The sequence below is a fragment of the Psychrobacter sp. AOP7-B1-25 genome (genome assembly GCF_052376195.1).
Lineage (GTDB): Bacteria > Pseudomonadota > Gammaproteobacteria > Pseudomonadales > Moraxellaceae > Psychrobacter.
The window spans coordinates 248814-263893 of record NZ_JBQSVK010000003.1 but is presented as its reverse complement, the minus strand read 5'-3'; the positions used below and the strand labels follow the sequence as shown (position 1 = coordinate 263893).

Sequence of the window (15080 nt, the reverse complement as noted above, 5' to 3'; positions counted from 1 at the left end):
TTGCGCCGCTGTCACGTTAGGATATCTTAGGATTTTAGTCGACTATATACCTATCAATGCGTTTATTGACGACTGATGGGTGTTTTTGTGACACTGCTTTTATAATATTGTACTAGGAATTTTTATGCGTATTGACAATCGTGAGCTTGACCAACTTCGCTCGATCAGCTTTGAGCGCCACTATACGAAGCATGCTGAAGGGTCAGTACTGGTAAGTTTTGGCGATACCAAAGTACTATGTACTGCCAGTGTAGAATCTGGTGTGCCGCGCTGGCTCAAGGGTAAAGGCAAAGGTTGGATCACAGCCGAGTATGGCATGTTGCCACGCGCGACTAACACTCGTAATCAGCGCGAAGCAGCTCGCGGTAAGCAGTCAGGTCGTACGCAAGAGATTCAGCGTTTGATTGGTCGTAGCCTACGTGCCATGATTGATCTGAGCAAACTTGGTGAAAACACCATCTATCTTGATTGCGATGTGTTGCAAGCGGATGGTGGTACTCGTACGGCTAGTATTACTGGTGCTGCGATTGCGCTTATCGATGCGCTAGAGAGTATTCAAAAGACCAAAAAACTCAAAACAGATCCGCTAATCGGGTTGGTTGCTGCGGTTTCTGTTGGTATGAAAGATGGTGAAGCCTATCTTGATCTGAACTACGAAGAAGACTCTAGCTGCGATACCGATCTGAATGTCGTAATGACCCAAAAAGGCGAGTACATTGAACTGCAAGGTACTGCTGAAGAAAAGCCGTTCACTCGTGCGCAAGCAGATGCTATGCTGTCATTAGCTGAAAAAGGCATTGCTGAATTGATTGAAATGCAACAGACGGCGCTTGGTTGGTAGACTAGCGTTTATACACACCACATTGTCTTTGTGTTTAGTCTCAATAACTGCCTGTTAGCTGCTAATGGGCAGTTTTTTAATAGAAGATATTCGTACATCACGTAATAGGTAATAACATATGCTAAAGCTGACTGATGATGGCGCCAAAATCACCTTACAAGGGCAAGCAAATGCTGCTGATAATGGCATGTTTTGGTTTGGTTCTGCATTGTTAGTAGGGGCGGTCGCAGTGGCCATGGCGATGAGCTTATTACCTGAGCGCTTAGCCATCGGTGCGCTTGCACTGCTCATCATTGGTAGCTTTATTTTCAACAAAAAGCGCCAACAACACAAGAAAGCCATGAGTGGTATGATTAGCAGCGGCACATTGTGGGTAAGGGCTGGTGAGTTGGTTCATGACAATCTAGGTAAGCGTGAGCATATTCATTTGATTGACGGCGATAAGGTAACGCTGATTGACGAGCAATTACAGATTGTCGATAGCAGTGATGTCCGAAAATATCGTATTACTGGTTTTGAGAGTGCTCAGGAGGCAAAAGCTACGAAAGCTATTTTAGAAGGACAAGCGCTAACGAAACGCCATGTAAATATCAAAATGAAGAGTAACTAGCATCATCGCCAAACACTGTACTGTACCAAAGCAAAGAGATTATCTTTGTCTTACCTAAACTTCTAGTTCAAATCTCATTTCAAGTCTTACTCAGCGCGTCTCTCCAATATAGCCATTCACTAGTACACTTCTACTGTCTATCACCTATCGCAGGTGAATAGTGCTTGCGGATTTGTGCATAAATAGTTTATAAGTAGGGTTATAAAGTTCATCTTTCTTATTATTGAGACTGTCATTGAGATCTAGTTGACAAGGAGTTAGTCATGTCGCGTTTGTCTATAACGTCAGTCGCCACGTCGTGTGGCTTTTTATTGTTTACCTGTGGCATGATGGGGCAAGCCAATGCAGATAGTATGAGTATGCTTATCGCCCAGAAGTCAGGACAATCAGTGACAAGCACAGCACATGTTTATCCTGAGGTAACACGTCAAGCGCCTACAGTACTACCAGCATTTTTATCAGGTAACTATGACAATGTCGATAGTGAGTATCTACCGCTACTTAGCAATGCAGAAAATCAAAGTAGTCCAGCGGCGCGTGAGGTGGTCAGTACCGCACGTAAAATGGCCCTTAACGAGCGCACAATTATTCAGGGTGGCTGCTGGGATTATTTAAATGCTGTATTTAATCGGGCAGGGGTATCGCGTAATACCATACACAAAGGCACTTATGCGCAAGGGCCTTATGCTAGTAGTAGCGAAATTGAAGCAGGCGACTGGCTCTATTATATCAACCATGGCTACAATGGCGTCGAGCATAGCGGCCTGTTTGTTGGTTGGGTCGATGAGCGTGCCAAGCAAGCATTGATATTAAGTTATGCTGGCGAAAACCGCCGCGAACCAGCTCGTTATCGCGTTTATGACTTAAGTAATGTTTATCAAATTATGCGCCCTAGCGTCTGATACTCAGTGTGCAGGATTTAAGATCTAGCAGCAGTTAAAATTGAATGGCAGGTTCAAAATATACAGCTAACGGTATTAATTTTATCTAATCTACAAGCTATATTAAATTCAAAAAAAAGCGTCCGTCACTGGTTAAAGTGACGGACGCTTTTTTCGCAGGTTAGATGATTGTTCTGAACCTAAAACGGTTTTACCACGACTAAAATAACGATAAATATTAACGCAAACACTGGTATTTCATTAAACCAACGCCAAAACTTATGCGTTTTATAGTGTGGGTTGTCAATCAGTTTTTTACGATATAAGCCGCAAGCGCCATGATAGCCTGATAGCAGCACGACTAAGAGCAATTTAACATGTAGCCAACCTTGGGTTTTGTACACATCCCAGCCCAACCCTAACATCCATAGACCAAAGATCCATGTTGCTATCATCGATGGAGTCATGATGCCGCGATATAACTTGCGCTCCATAATGCTAAAGCGCTCTTGGCTGATAGTATCATCGCTCATCGCATGATAGACAAACAGGCGCGGCAAATAGAATATCGCCGCAAACCAGCAGACCATCGAGATGATGTGTGCCGCTTTAATCCAGTTAAAATAATCTGCCATCATAGTCTCTCTTGCTTAGCTTATATTTTTTAGCTTGGTTTTGGCTTAATCTGCCAATACTACTTGTGTTTGATGACCATTCATCGCATCCATGACAGGCAATACTTTAGGTGCTCTTGGTGCGGCAAACTGTTTGGTTAGGCCAAGCTCACGCATCAGTCTATCATCGCCTGATTGGCTTGAGTTACCAGTAGTAAGAAGCTTGTCACCATAAAAGAATGAGTTGGCACCTGCCATAAATGCCAGGGCTTGCTCAGAATCTGATAGGCTTTCACGGCCAGCAGATAGACGCACGTAGCTAGTCGGACAGCAGATACGTGCGACCGCAATCGTACGAATCCATTCAAGTACAGACAGTTGACCTTCAGCCAGTATTTTATCACCGATTGGTGTGCCTGCAATAGGTACCAGTAAGTTAACGGGAATCGATTCAGGTGCTTTTGGCATTTTTAGCAGCTCAAGCACCCAGTCGATGCGGTCATCACGGCTCTCACCCATACCAACGATATTACCACTACAGACATTGATGCCAGAGTTACGCACGTTTTCTATCGTGTCTAAGCGCTCATCATAGCTACGCGTGCTAACGACTTGCTCATAGTAGCTGCGCGAAGTATCTAGGTTATGGTTGTAGTAGTCCAGTCCTGCATCAGCCAGTTGAGTTGCTTGATTGGTATCGAGCATACCCAGCGTCATGCACGTTTCAAGTCCTAAAGCTTTTACTTCTTTGATTAGCTCAACTACATAGGGCATATCTTTGGCACTTGGGTGTTTCCACGCAGCACCCATACAAAAGCGTGACGACCCGCTATTTTTGGCACGTTTTGCCGCAGCGATGACTTTGTCAACTTCTATGCGTTTTTCTGCTTGTAGTTTAGTGGTATCACGGTGGTGGCCGGACTGTGAGCAGTAGCCACAATCTTCAGGGCAGTTGCCTGTTTTGATAGAGAGTAGCGTGCTGATTTGTACTTCATTGGCAGTGAAATGTTTTCTATGAATGGTCTGTGCTTGTAATAGCAAGTCCATTAGAGGTAAATCAAACAGCTGCGCAATCTCGTCACGGCTGTACGTGGAGGGAGCTTTACTATCAGTTTGAGCTGCGTCTGTTGCTAGGCTGGCCAAAAAGTCATTGTTGGCCGTATCTGGCTGAGTGGCGTCAGGTTCGGAGATGCTAAGCAATCCTGCCATAAGGTAAGTCCTTTTATAAGAATTGGAGGGTATTAAATAAAACCAATATTTTTATCTATTGTCATTTATAAGGTAACAAAAAAGGTTGCCGTATAGTATACCGCAACCTTTTTAGAAAATCAGAACACTACTAAGCAGTATGTATAATTGTCACAGTAGCGCACACAAATAGTAACTATTTAGTTCTATATCATCCATTCTACCAATGACAACCGCTTAGTACGTCACTCTTTTTATTTACCAAGTTTGTGCTTGGCAACACCAACCCAATGCTCAGCAAATTTTTGTGCTTTATATGCATAAGGCTTGGCTTTGTCCAGATACGGTTTGCACTCTTCTGGGATAGCTGGAACGATATGCTTAGCAAGTTTGTTGAACCACATCATTAGGCTATAGTCGCCTTCGATGCTCAAGTTACCTTCTTGTACGGCAGTCATAAAAGCAGGCAAGCTACCTTTGGTTAGCAGTCTAACGCCCGTCATAGAGTCTTTGAAAGTGATGGTCAAATCGGCTTCTTTTGCATGGCCACTTTGTTGACTGAACTGTCCATTATCAAAGCTAAAAGAACGGGCGATATCAGACTCAGTACTAGCAAACTCAATCGTAACTTGACGGTCAGCAAATAAGGCTTTGACATCTTCGTTATCACTATCAGCTAGCATAGACAAACGATAGCCGACTACAGCTAATAAAGCATCTAATGGGTCAGATTTGATATCTAATACAGGAACAGTAAACATAGCAGAACTCCTAAAAAAATGAGGCATAAAAATAAAGCGTACTTTATACCAGTTTTTATGACAAATATATAACTGGATTATAAACTATGACAGGGCGTCAACTCTTTAGGAGTTAAGTAGAGAGCGTTAAGTATCTTGTAACATTCGATGTCACTGAGGTAAGTAAGGTATTGATATAGACAAGCAAAGGTATAAGTGGGACATTTTTAACGGAAGCGTGGCTGATAGTTATCATCGTAGACAGGTGTGTGCTCGATATAGCGTGCGGCTTCTAGCTCGCGCTGTTGACTGACCGTCTGACTCACATCGTCATAGCGCAATGCCCGATACAATACCCAAGCTGCCAACGGCAACCAACTGATGCCCATAGCGATGATATAGCGATGCCATGATGATAGCTCCATCAATATAGGACGACCTGCCAATATCTTTTGAATCAGTTCAACGGCGAACCAATAGGCCATACCGCCAAACAGATATAGCAATAGCCAACGATATGACGATAAGGCAAACACCGCTACTAAACTTGCTAGCAGTCCATAACCAAGCCATACCGAGCTGCTCCATGCCTCTACACCAATAAAAGAAAATATAGTCATTAACATCATTCATCTCGCTATTCATAAGGTGAATTTCAATGAGACTATTATGAGAGGTTATTGAGTAAAGCTGAAGAGGGTAGAGGTGACTTTGCGACAACCGTTGACGTTTGGTTTTATGGCTTGTTTTTGCGATATTTGATGGCTAGATTTTAGGGTAAGCGCCGTGAGGACGGGCGCTCATTTTAAAGAATATAGAAATAAGCTTGCTAGTCTGGGAAAACGTCTGCTAGCTAGAAAATATGATAGATGACTTTCTAGATATTTAGGCGCGATTAGTACGGCTGCCCCACCACGATAGTAGCGAAACTAAAGTAGCACCAAGTAGCATAAGCCCTATTGTGGTTGGCCACTGTGCACCAGTAGGGTATTGCCATGGCATGACATTATGGACGGCTGCAGTGTTTAGCGAGCCTAAAGCATCTACTTTCCATGGCCATACTTTCATTAGAGAGCCTGCGATAAAGCCTGTAAGTAATGCCAAAGTGGCTTGATAGTAGTGTGATAGTAGCCACTTAAGTGCGCGCGTGAACAACAATAATCCAGTTGCCATACCAGCAATGACTGCGAAAATAGCGCTTAGATTCATCGTATCGACCGCTTCTAGCACTGCATCGTAAGCACCTAGCAAGAGTAAGATAAACGACCCTGATATGCCTGGTAGGATCATGGCACAAATGGCAATTGCCCCTGCAAAAAACAGATACGGTAAGCTAGGCGTAGTCGTCAGCAACGGCATACTACTAATGAATACGGCGACAATAAGCCCAGTTGCAAACAGTGCGATACGTCCTATATTCCAGCGCTTAATCTCATTAAGTAATATAAAGACTGTAGCGACGACCAGCCCAAAAAAGAATGACCAAATAAGCAGTGGTTGGTTGTCCAGTAAATGCTTAATGATACCGGCTAAGGTCGCAAAGCTAGTGGCAATACCCAATAGCAAACATAATAGAAATGTCGCGTCCACTTGTCGCCAAATCGCAGCAAATCCTTTTATGCCACCTTCTTGACGAAATATTGCCCAAAGATTGGGGCCGATACTACCAAGCGCATTGATCAAACGCTCGTAAATTCCTGCAATCAGAGCAATGGTGCCACCAGAGACGCCAGGTACGATATCTGCTGCACCCATGGCCATACCTTTGATATAAACCCCCAAAAGTTGTTTTGGGCTATCGTTGCGTACAGGAGCGGTGCTGGTATCTAATGGCTGCGCTGCTGACGGCTGAGTTGGCCGTGGAGATTGTGATGCCGTCATGAGCATTCCTTTATCATTTAAAAATAAGCATTATTTAAGAGTGAGCGATAGCTAAAAACAGACGTTAGCTAAAAATAAATATGAACAAAAAATCTTATTAGCAATCGTGAAGAACTAAAACATAAAAGCCAGATTAATGATGAAACATTAACCTAGCTTATTAAGTAACATAAAGCGTTTAGTACTTACTCAGTAGGCGCCAGTGCTGGATAGCCAAGAGCGTATAAAGTACCTTCAAGCCCTGTCACATTGATAGCGGCATCAGCACGTGCTTGAACGATTGGTTTGGCGTGATAGGCTACTCCCAAATCGGCCAGTGCCATCATCGGTAAGTCATTAGCACCGTCACCGATACAGACTACTTGTGACATCTCAATACCTAAGCGCTCAGCAGTATGCTCAACGATAGCCGCTTTTTTGGCACCATTGACAATAGGTAGTTGGACATGACCAGTAACTTCACCATCTTCGATATCTAGAGCATTGGCATGGACTTCATCGATACCTAGCTGCTCAGCGATATAACGGGCAAAATAAGTAAAGCCGCCTGATACAAGTACCGTATGATAGCCTAGTGCTTTTAGCGCACTGATCGTCGTACGCGCACCAGTCGATAACGTTAGGCGACTACAGATATCATCAAGCACCTCGGTAGAGATGCCTTTCAATAAAGCCACACGCTGAGCAAATGATTCATCAAAGTCAATCTCACCGCGCATCGCCGATTCAGTAATGGCTTCGACTTCCTCACCAATCCCAGCAGTTTTTGCCAGCTCTACGATGACTTCTTGCTCGATCAAGGTCGAGTCCATATCAAAGCATGCAAGCTTGTGCGTCCGTAGCATATGACCGACAGATAGAATATGACAGTCCACGATATTTAGATTATCGGCGCTGTCAGCACTACGTGTGTTGTTGTATTCTTCAGTTAAGTCATGACGCAGGCGAGTGGTCAGCTGATCATCAATGATGTGAGCGGCTGCGGTTTTTTTGCCAGGGTGCATCAGTGTGTCAGTGACTGGCACTAGCAGATAGCGGTAGACCTGAGTATGGGTAAAGGGTAGGCGCTGTGCGTCTGCTGCTGTCGGTTCTGTATCAGACACTGTAATATTGACAAAGCTAGCGTCAGTATCTTCAGCAACGGTCACTAAATGCCAACTTGGCTGCTCATCGACCCACGACTGAACATACTGATGAATATCTAACGTAGATACCTGAGTAGGTAGTACTACAGTGAGCGCAAAAACAGGTAGCGACTGTAGCGCATCAAAGTCTTGCAAATTGGTATTTTCGGGTAATAATGCTGCAATAGAGTCGACGGCTTGTTGCCATGCTTTGCTGTCTTTTGGTAACGAATAAGATGTATTTTTTGGCATGGCTCAATTGTCCCTTGTATGCTCATATAAGATTAGGAATAATAACAGTTTTACTGGGCAGCGCCTATAGATGACGTGCAAAGTAACAATGATGCTAAAAAACAGATTTTATGGCGTAAGAAGTCATAGAAAACGCGATAAGGTTATTATGATAAATTTATAAAGCGCTCACGCTATAAGGCTTATTATGGTGATATAGTAGATGAGATAGGCTGACCATTTATTGATGACGTCTTAGCAGAACATGGCAAAGAAAAAGATAGCAAATTTGGCAACGATATCGATGGTATTAGTAATAATGATGTCATCAATCGGAAGCTATCCCAATGTGTAAGTACCGTTTTGTGCAGTAATGCTTTAGGTCTAACAGTGTCTTAGATGCAATAGTGTTGTCAATAGTCGCTAATAATCAGTATTGCTTTATCACTATGTGCGCACTACCATTGGCGCGCATCACAATTGTTTAAAAATTAGCCAAAAATGAGCAATAGCCTCGTTTTTTAATTTCTTCTCCCCAAAAAAGTTTAACATATCATGACGTATTTAGCGCCGCGGCAAGGGTTGTTTGCCATTATTCTTCTGGTTAGTTTTTGTTTGCAGACGCTGTTATTGGTCATTAGTACTGACCAGCAGCTGAGCAATAGTCGTGCGTTGAAAGGCGAGCAGATGGTCGCCCAGCTGATTGATGAAGCAAGGTTGTCTTTAGAAAACAAGGATCGTGTGAGTTTAAGCGTTATTGCCAATCGCTACACCAGCGAGCAAGACGTCACACGGATACTGATTAAAGACAACAATGACGAGATCTTGGTGCCAGTAGGTAACGCGCCGATGCAGCAAGGTGATACCATTCGTCAAATCGCGACCAATGGCGATGCAGTCATCGGTAGCGTTGCACTGACCCTAAAAGACGTCAGTAAAGGTGAGATTATCACCATGCAGTGGCCGTTTGTCATCGGTACGATGCTGCTACACTTATTGCTTTGGTTAATTTATGGTTACCTCGCTCGCCCGACTAAAGAGCAAATCAATGCATTAAGTCGAGATATACAAGAGCTGTATCGCGACCAATATAGACCAGTTGACCAGCGTAGCTATGATAGAGAGATCGAGCGCCAGTCAACGGGCCAATCAGCATCTCATTTGGCGGACAGTCAAATAGAGAACGATAATACTGCAAATGCTGCAGCTGACAAAGTGACTAATACGCACAAATTTAATGTGCACAATGAAGTGAACGAGTATCTCAGAACCCAACAAAACCAAGAGGCAGGTAGCGATACTGACAATCTAGCGGAGACGAGTGAAGGCGAAGTAGCAGATACCGATAGTGCTGCTTCTCAAGCTGCCAGTCACACGTCTAAATTATCTGCCAGCCGATCTGTTGATAGCGTTAAAGTTCAAGTAGGATTTCATGACGAGTTCAATATGCTTGAGCGCTTGGCACCTGCGCAGCGTTTGCCTTATCTAGCGCTTTGCACTCAGCTGCTTAACCAAGCTGTGACAGAGTTACTCAAGCAGCCATTGCTATTGGGCGTTAGTGCGATGAATGAAGCGCACTTTGAGGACAATGGCGCAAGCGTGGTGCTAAAAGCTGATAATAGCCATGCAAAAGTGGCGCTTGCAGGTGTGATGCTTGCCAAGCTATATTTAATGCTCAACAAAATTATTCATGATAAGCACATTGAGCTGTCACGTTTTGCTTTACCAGCAAAAGCGGGCGTGAGTGATGAGGCGCAGTCAGAACCAATGACACATTTGCTTCAGAGTATCGGTAAAAAAGAGCAGCTATTAATACTATTGCCAAATGCAGGTCTCAAGCAAATCAGTAATCATGTACAAGTACATAGTCTTATGCGCCCAACCACGGTCTATGAGCGCGAGTGTGCGATATTTGATGGTGCTAATGACTCATTGATTCAGCGTTTGGCTGATGTTCGTAACGCAGTCCTGATGATTGAAGATGAGGATGAACTGCACGTTTAATGTCGATTGTATTTATTCATTTATATTACAATTGTCTATTATATGGTCTACTAGACTGTCTTAATCGTAGTCATGAAATGCACTATATTACGAAAAAGGATTGACAACATTCAATTGAGACTTTATAAGGCATATATATATTGATGTATTCTAATACCCTTGCCTAAAAATGATAGGAGTTTGTCATGAGTGACGCTGATATTGATGACGATTTTGATGATGAGTTTGTCGATGATGATGATGCAAAGATGGTTGAAGAAGCTGAGACGAGCGTACGTACACGTTTAAGTAGTCTTGAGAAGCGTCGGTTAATTGATAATTTGCTAGAAGAAAAGCGTTTGGCTAAAGAGTTAAAAGACGATCTAGACGATATAGACAACTTTGACGAAGACGGCGATGATTGGGATGATGATGATTTTTAATTTATCGGCATCAGTCATTTAAGTGGACTAAAGTGCTTTAGTAACTACTTTGGTGATTAAAAGCCATTTAACCAGTCAAACTAATGGTTTTTTTGTTTGGTGCTTTTCTACGATTGCCCGCAACCAGTTTATCTCGATAATACTTACTTGATAGGGGTCGCTTGAATTTTAGTGAGTTAAGCAGCCTTTAGTCTTTAGCTAAGTATCTAAATACTTGCTCTCTTTTATTTAACCGATCGCGTACCGCGATTGACGACATCTATCTGCTAAGGAAAACCAAATTATGAGTAACAAACTAAGTTTTGATGAATTACTAGACTATTTGGACAATCAAGAAAGCCAGTTCGTGCTAGATAGTGTCGCCGCGCATGGTTTTTTGACAGCGACGGTTATCGGTCGTCCATTACCAAACTGGATGGATGCCCTGTTTGAAGGTCATGTGAGTGAAATTCCAGAAAATGTGATTGACGGTATTAAACGCTGGCGTGATTCGATCATGGCTGAGCTAAAGAACGAGACGCCTATTGAGCTACCATTTGGTGAAGATGCTGGTGATGAAGAGGTTGCAGTTGATTTCTCGGATGAGTCAGATATCGTTGCTTGGTCAATTGGTTTTGTCGATGCGATGTATGGCGATGAAGCAAGTGATTGGTTTGAAGATGAGGAAACGGCAGAAGACGTCGCGGTATTGACCTTGCCAATGATCGTGCTTAGCGGTATCGATGACGAAGATCCAGAGCTGTCTGAGATGCGTAAAGACGAAGACAAAATGGTACAAATGGCCAATAGTATCGAAGGCAATTTGACTGAATTGTTCTTATTATTTCATACCAATGATTAATGACGCTAAAAAACAGTGCTGCTAGCAGTGCTGTTTATATTTATGCGATATCACACCGTTTAGTTTTACCATGTATTTTACAAGCCACCGATAAGGTCATCCTATGACTGTGCAACTCTCTAACCTTGAGCATTTACCCAATTATCAAATCACCGAACGTCTAGATGTTGTGTACGGTAGTACCGTACGCTCAAAGCATGTGGGTAAGGATTTGTTTGCAGGGTTGAAAAATATCGTTGGTGGCGAGCTGACGGCTTATACTGAGCTACTAGAAGAGTCACGCCAAGAAGCAATAGATCGCATGATTATCAAAGCAGAGGCGCTAGGTGCTGATGCAATTGTTGGTTTGCGTTTTTCAACTTCTAGCATTGCGCAAGGCGCGTCAGAGTTGTTTGTCTATGGCACAGCGGTCAAGGTTGCGCCAATATCACAGCAGCAGTATCAAAGCCCGTCAGACAGTATCGATAGCCATGCTACTCAAAATACAAATACTCAGACCCAAGCCGCGCCTGATGACTTACCGCGTTTCAATCCTTTTGGTTAATCCTACAATACGAAAAACTATAATGCTAAAAGCTCCGATGCTTTTTATGATGAGAAACGTGCTATGAATGACTCACTCACGCAAGTGCTCATCAACTATGGGCCGTTTGTCTTCTTATTCGCGGCTGGCTGGTTTTTTGGGTCGCGCCATGAGCGTCGGCATTTGGCACAGCTCACAGTGGCAGAGCAAGCATTGGGCGATATAACAGTTTCAAGTGAACGCTTATACCGTCCAACATTAGCGTCGGGTAGTGAAGGTGAGCTGGTACTGGGTAGTGTCGTTATCGCTCAAGATTATTTCAAAATGATTATCGCTCGCGTACTGAGTGTTTTTGGCAAAAACTTAACTACCTATGAGACTTTGCTAGATCGTGCACGCCGCGAAGCCATCGTTCGTATGCGGACTGAGGCAAAAGCCAAAGGCTACACGCATATCTATGGGTTACGTCTTGAAGTAACCAATGTCAACCAATTAGGCAGTATGGTCGAAGCCATCGCCTACGGTACGGCAGTGATTAGTATTGACCATATTAAACCTACATCTGCTGTAAATCACAAAACCCCCGCTTAAATCATTTCTACTTTATTTTTAAGTGTAAAAACCTATAGTTGACTGACGAGTAGTCAGAAAAATCAAATACATACAGTTTTACAACGATATACTGAATTTTACTGTTCCGTCATTATTTCGGCGCACATAGACGAATAACGTCAAAAAATATTGTCTCAAAAAACAGTACTGTATGAAAAGTATCATATAAAGAGCTGACAACGTCGGTGGCTTTTACCCAAGATATCAGCAGGATTAGCTGATTGAGCATGACGAGGTTGTCATAAACCTGCCCGTGTAAGGGCTCTATCTACAAGGATGTAGTTATGGAAGGTGTTGAGTTAGTCACGTTTGTAAATGCAAAAGTCATTCCCATTAGTATCTTTTTAATTATGATGGGCATGGGACTGTCCCTCGTTACTAATGACTTTAAGAGAGTCGTCAAATACCCCAAAGCAGTTGCAATTGGGTTAACAAACCAGCTGATATTCCTACCGCTCGTTGGCTTTGCCTTAGCAACATTCATGGCACTAGAGCCTGAGTATGCTGTTGGTGTCATGCTATTGGTACTGTGTCCTGGCGGCACAACATCCAACCTGTTTACCTATCTAGCCAAAGGTGACGTCGCGCTTTCGGTCACTATGACAGCCATTGCCAGTGTCATTACTGTATTTACCATTCCTATCGTCCTGAGCTTTTCGCTGGTCTACTTTATGGGCGCTGGTAGTGAGTTTCAGTTGCCAGTGGCTAAGACCATGATCAGCTTAATTGCTCTGACTATCTTACCTGTCAGTATTGGTATGCTGATCAAACGCTATGCCCCCAACGCTGCAGATAAGGGACAGGTTCTGGTTTCTCGTTTTGGTATAATATTTTTGAGCTTCTTAGTTCTATTCTTAAGCTATGTACAACGAGATATTCTTGTAGAAGCCTTAATAGCAACAGGCCCTGTATCATTGATATTAAATGTGTCAACGATGGCGCTTGGTTATTACACCAGTAAATGGTTTGGTCTAAACCCTGCGCAAAGACGCTCGATTACTATGGAAGTCGGCTTACAAAACAGTACGCTTTCTATGTTTATGGCCCTCACGTTGTTAGCCAACTATAAAATGTCGATGACCCCTGCTATCTATACGCTCATTATGTTCTTGACCGCTGGGATCTTGGTCAGAGTCTTTGCTGCCCAGCACAATAAAGCTAAAAAAACTGAGATAGAAAACAGCGTATTGGCAGCACGTAGAACGTAAGGTGTTTAAGATAGCTTTCACAACGCGTTGCTGAACTGGCTAAATGACTGTTTCTAATTAATTGTTTCTAGGTGACTATTTATTGAAGAGCAACTGTCTGTTGAAAAGTAGACAGTTAGCAGAAAATCAGCAATATCTGGTTCAATAAAAAAGCCCATAATCCGCTTTGTATGATGAAGCGATTATGGGCTTTTTTGTTTAACGCCAGTTTTAGCTCAAATCTAAAACCTTCGTCTAACCATGTTTGCTCTTGCTTCGGCAGATTGTTCCTTTACCTTTTCAACCTCAAATAAGAACGTACGGTTTTTGAGTACCGCGACAAACACCACACCGCCGACCGTATTGCCCACCAGTACCACGACCAAAAATACTAAGTAGCGCCAGAGACTGACGGTATTGCCATACAGCAACGCTGAAAATACCTCGATATTGCCAACAATACTATGATGCAAACCTAAAAATCCAATACTACCCGTGATAAGCGTAACCAGTACGATACGGCTAAGCGTGTCACGCGCAGATGTCACCAGCCATGCGGCCACACCCATCATCCAGCCCGCTAGCACCGCGCTACCAAATATCACCCACCACTCAAAACCCAAAATATGCTCAGCATAGACATCAATAGCGTGATCTGTAAACAGGTGCATATGTAGCCCGAGACCAATCATTAATGCTGCAAATATACAGCCGCCAACGATATTACCAGCGATGACGATGCCCCATAGCCGTATGAGTTTATGCAATGGTTCAATCTTATTTAATACAGGTAAGCTTAAGAGGGAGGTCTGCTCTGTGAATAATAACGACTGGCCAATCACCACAATAATAAAGCCAATTGGATATAGTAGTGATGATAGCACCATGGCATAGCGACTCGGTATCACATCATTGAGTAGGGCAAACGCCGATAAAATCATAAAAAAGCTGATGCCAATCTCTAACCCAGCCGTAAAGGCACTGGTAAATAGCGAGCCAAGTGAGCGCTCAAACGTTTCTTTTGCATGGATGACTTGCTCAACCAATATACTGGCATAGCTTTTTGCTTGGCTTAGATTGTCATCACTGGCGACCTTTTTGATGGTTTCTTTATCTTCTTCGCTGATTTCTTCTGGTAGGTCATCGTTTTCTAAGTTTTCGGTGGCTTTGATAGGTTCGTCTACATCACTATCTGGCGTATCGTCTACCTTCTCGTTTACTTCCTTGTCTACCGCGCTCCCTTTAGAAAGGCTATCGCCTTCTTCTGGTATATCGTCATTTTCAGGCACAGGCGTTGTGGTGCTCGCATTTATACGATCATCGTCTGACAGGTTAGCTTTAGAATGAGGGTCATGCTCGGTATCTTGGGACAAAGTTGGCT

General features: G+C 43.3%; 16 protein-coding genes. 9 read left to right on the top strand and 7 right to left on the bottom strand.

Features of this window, described 5'->3' with window-relative positions; genetic code table 11:
• The first annotated feature begins 124 nt into the window (after positions 1–124).
• The 3 genes from rph to ACT3QR_RS05180 all read left to right on the top strand — a co-directional run bounded on the left by rph (position 125) and on the right by ACT3QR_RS05180 (position 2353).
• Positions 125–841, top strand: coding sequence for a ribonuclease PH (gene rph, locus ACT3QR_RS05190; protein WP_444520321.1), 717 nt, complete (start codon positions 125–127; stop codon positions 839–841).
• Positions 842–959: 118 nt separating this feature from the next.
• Complete coding sequence (locus ACT3QR_RS05185; RefSeq protein ID WP_444520320.1) at positions 960–1451, top strand: hypothetical protein; 492 nt, start codon at positions 960–962, stop codon at positions 1449–1451.
• A 263-nt stretch (positions 1452–1714) separates the two neighbouring features.
• Positions 1715–2353, top strand: coding sequence for a hypothetical protein (locus ACT3QR_RS05180; RefSeq protein WP_444520319.1), 639 nt, complete (start codon positions 1715–1717; stop codon positions 2351–2353).
• A 179-nt stretch (positions 2354–2532) separates the two neighbouring features.
• Here the strand turns inward: ACT3QR_RS05180 and hemJ are convergent, their stop codons facing one another.
• The 6 genes from hemJ to serB form a co-directional block, all read right to left on the bottom strand.
• On the bottom strand, positions 2533–2967 hold the full coding sequence (gene hemJ, locus ACT3QR_RS05175) for a protoporphyrinogen oxidase HemJ (protein ID WP_444520359.1): 435 nt from the start codon (positions 2965–2967) through the stop codon (positions 2533–2535).
• A gap of 45 nt (positions 2968–3012) precedes the next feature.
• Positions 3013–4155: a biotin synthase BioB gene (gene bioB, locus ACT3QR_RS05170; protein ID WP_444520318.1), complete on the bottom strand. Its 1143-nt coding sequence runs from the start codon at positions 4153–4155 to the stop codon at positions 3013–3015.
• Between the two features lie 233 nt (positions 4156–4388).
• Complete coding sequence (locus ACT3QR_RS05165; protein ID WP_444520317.1) at positions 4389–4895, bottom strand: SCP2 sterol-binding domain-containing protein; 507 nt, start codon at positions 4893–4895, stop codon at positions 4389–4391.
• 206 nt (positions 4896–5101) lie between these two features.
• Positions 5102–5494 (bottom strand): AciT family ciprofloxacin tolerance protein, encoded by a 393-nt coding sequence (gene aciT, locus ACT3QR_RS05160; protein WP_444520316.1) that lies wholly within the window; start codon positions 5492–5494, stop codon positions 5102–5104.
• A 265-nt stretch (positions 5495–5759) separates the two neighbouring features.
• Positions 5760–6755, bottom strand: a complete 996-nt coding sequence (locus ACT3QR_RS05155; protein ID WP_444520315.1) for a DUF368 domain-containing protein — start codon at positions 6753–6755, stop codon at positions 5760–5762.
• A 185-nt stretch (positions 6756–6940) separates the two neighbouring features.
• The gene (gene serB / locus ACT3QR_RS05150) at positions 6941–8131 is read right to left on the bottom strand and encodes a phosphoserine phosphatase SerB (RefSeq protein ID WP_444520314.1); all 1191 of its coding nucleotides are present in this window, start codon (positions 8129–8131) and stop codon (positions 6941–6943) included.
• Positions 8132–8665: 534 nt separating this feature from the next.
• Here serB and ACT3QR_RS05145 point away from each other — a divergent pair.
• From ACT3QR_RS05145 to ACT3QR_RS05120, 6 genes are all read left to right on the top strand, one after another.
• Entirely contained in the window at positions 8666–10114 is a 1449-nt protein-coding gene (locus tag ACT3QR_RS05145) for a hypothetical protein (protein WP_444520313.1), read from the top strand.
• Positions 10115–10299: 185 nt separating this feature from the next.
• A complete protein-coding gene (locus tag ACT3QR_RS05140; protein WP_444520312.1) occupies positions 10300–10536 on the top strand; it encodes a PA3496 family putative envelope integrity protein in 237 nt (78 codons plus the stop codon).
• A gap of 283 nt (positions 10537–10819) precedes the next feature.
• Positions 10820–11377, top strand: a complete 558-nt coding sequence (locus ACT3QR_RS05135; protein ID WP_444520311.1) for a YecA/YgfB family protein — start codon at positions 10820–10822, stop codon at positions 11375–11377.
• A 103-nt stretch (positions 11378–11480) separates the two neighbouring features.
• Entirely contained in the window at positions 11481–11921 is a 441-nt protein-coding gene (locus ACT3QR_RS05130; RefSeq protein ID WP_444520310.1) for a YbjQ family protein, read from the top strand.
• Between the two features lie 63 nt (positions 11922–11984).
• Positions 11985–12491, top strand: a complete 507-nt coding sequence (locus tag ACT3QR_RS05125) for a YbjQ family protein (protein ID WP_444520309.1) — start codon at positions 11985–11987, stop codon at positions 12489–12491.
• 305 nt (positions 12492–12796) lie between these two features.
• The gene (locus ACT3QR_RS05120; RefSeq protein ID WP_444520308.1) at positions 12797–13720 is read left to right on the top strand and encodes a bile acid:sodium symporter family protein; all 924 of its coding nucleotides are present in this window, start codon (positions 12797–12799) and stop codon (positions 13718–13720) included.
• 221 nt (positions 13721–13941) lie between these two features.
• On the opposite strand, the gene ACT3QR_RS05115 is transcribed toward ACT3QR_RS05120, so the two are convergent.
• The gene (locus ACT3QR_RS05115) at positions 13942–15072 is read right to left on the bottom strand and encodes a formate/nitrite transporter family protein (protein ID WP_444520307.1); all 1131 of its coding nucleotides are present in this window, start codon (positions 15070–15072) and stop codon (positions 13942–13944) included.
• Between the last annotated feature and the right edge of the window lie 8 nt (positions 15073–15080).

Bases quoted from the DNA above. Each gene is read 5' to 3' on its own strand.
- bioB (WP_444520318.1), bottom strand. From the start codon at position 4,155: ATGGCAGGATTGCTTAGCATCTCCGAACCTGACGCCACTCAGCCAGAT.
- ACT3QR_RS05155 (WP_444520315.1), bottom strand. From the start codon at position 6,755: ATGACGGCATCACAATCTCCACGGCCAACTCAGCCGTCAGCAGCGCAG.
- ACT3QR_RS05180 (WP_444520319.1), top strand. From the start codon at position 1,715: ATGTCGCGTTTGTCTATAACGTCAGTCGCCACGTCGTGTGGCTTTTTA.
- ACT3QR_RS05145 (WP_444520313.1), top strand. From the start codon at position 8,666: ATGACGTATTTAGCGCCGCGGCAAGGGTTGTTTGCCATTATTCTTCTG.
- rph (WP_444520321.1), top strand. From the start codon at position 125: ATGCGTATTGACAATCGTGAGCTTGACCAACTTCGCTCGATCAGCTTT.
- serB (WP_444520314.1), bottom strand. From the start codon at position 8,131: ATGCCAAAAAATACATCTTATTCGTTACCAAAAGACAGCAAAGCATGG.
- ACT3QR_RS05185 (WP_444520320.1), top strand. From the start codon at position 960: ATGCTAAAGCTGACTGATGATGGCGCCAAAATCACCTTACAAGGGCAA.
- ACT3QR_RS05135 (WP_444520311.1), top strand. From the start codon at position 10,820: ATGAGTAACAAACTAAGTTTTGATGAATTACTAGACTATTTGGACAAT.
- ACT3QR_RS05130 (WP_444520310.1), top strand. From the start codon at position 11,481: ATGACTGTGCAACTCTCTAACCTTGAGCATTTACCCAATTATCAAATC.
- hemJ (WP_444520359.1), bottom strand. From the start codon at position 2,967: ATGGCAGATTATTTTAACTGGATTAAAGCGGCACACATCATCTCGATG.
- ACT3QR_RS05125 (WP_444520309.1), top strand. From the start codon at position 11,985: ATGAATGACTCACTCACGCAAGTGCTCATCAACTATGGGCCGTTTGTC.
- aciT (WP_444520316.1), bottom strand. From the start codon at position 5,494: ATGACTATATTTTCTTTTATTGGTGTAGAGGCATGGAGCAGCTCGGTA.
- ACT3QR_RS05165 (WP_444520317.1), bottom strand. From the start codon at position 4,895: ATGTTTACTGTTCCTGTATTAGATATCAAATCTGACCCATTAGATGCT.
- ACT3QR_RS05120 (WP_444520308.1), top strand. From the start codon at position 12,797: ATGGAAGGTGTTGAGTTAGTCACGTTTGTAAATGCAAAAGTCATTCCC.
- ACT3QR_RS05140 (WP_444520312.1), top strand. From the start codon at position 10,300: ATGAGTGACGCTGATATTGATGACGATTTTGATGATGAGTTTGTCGAT.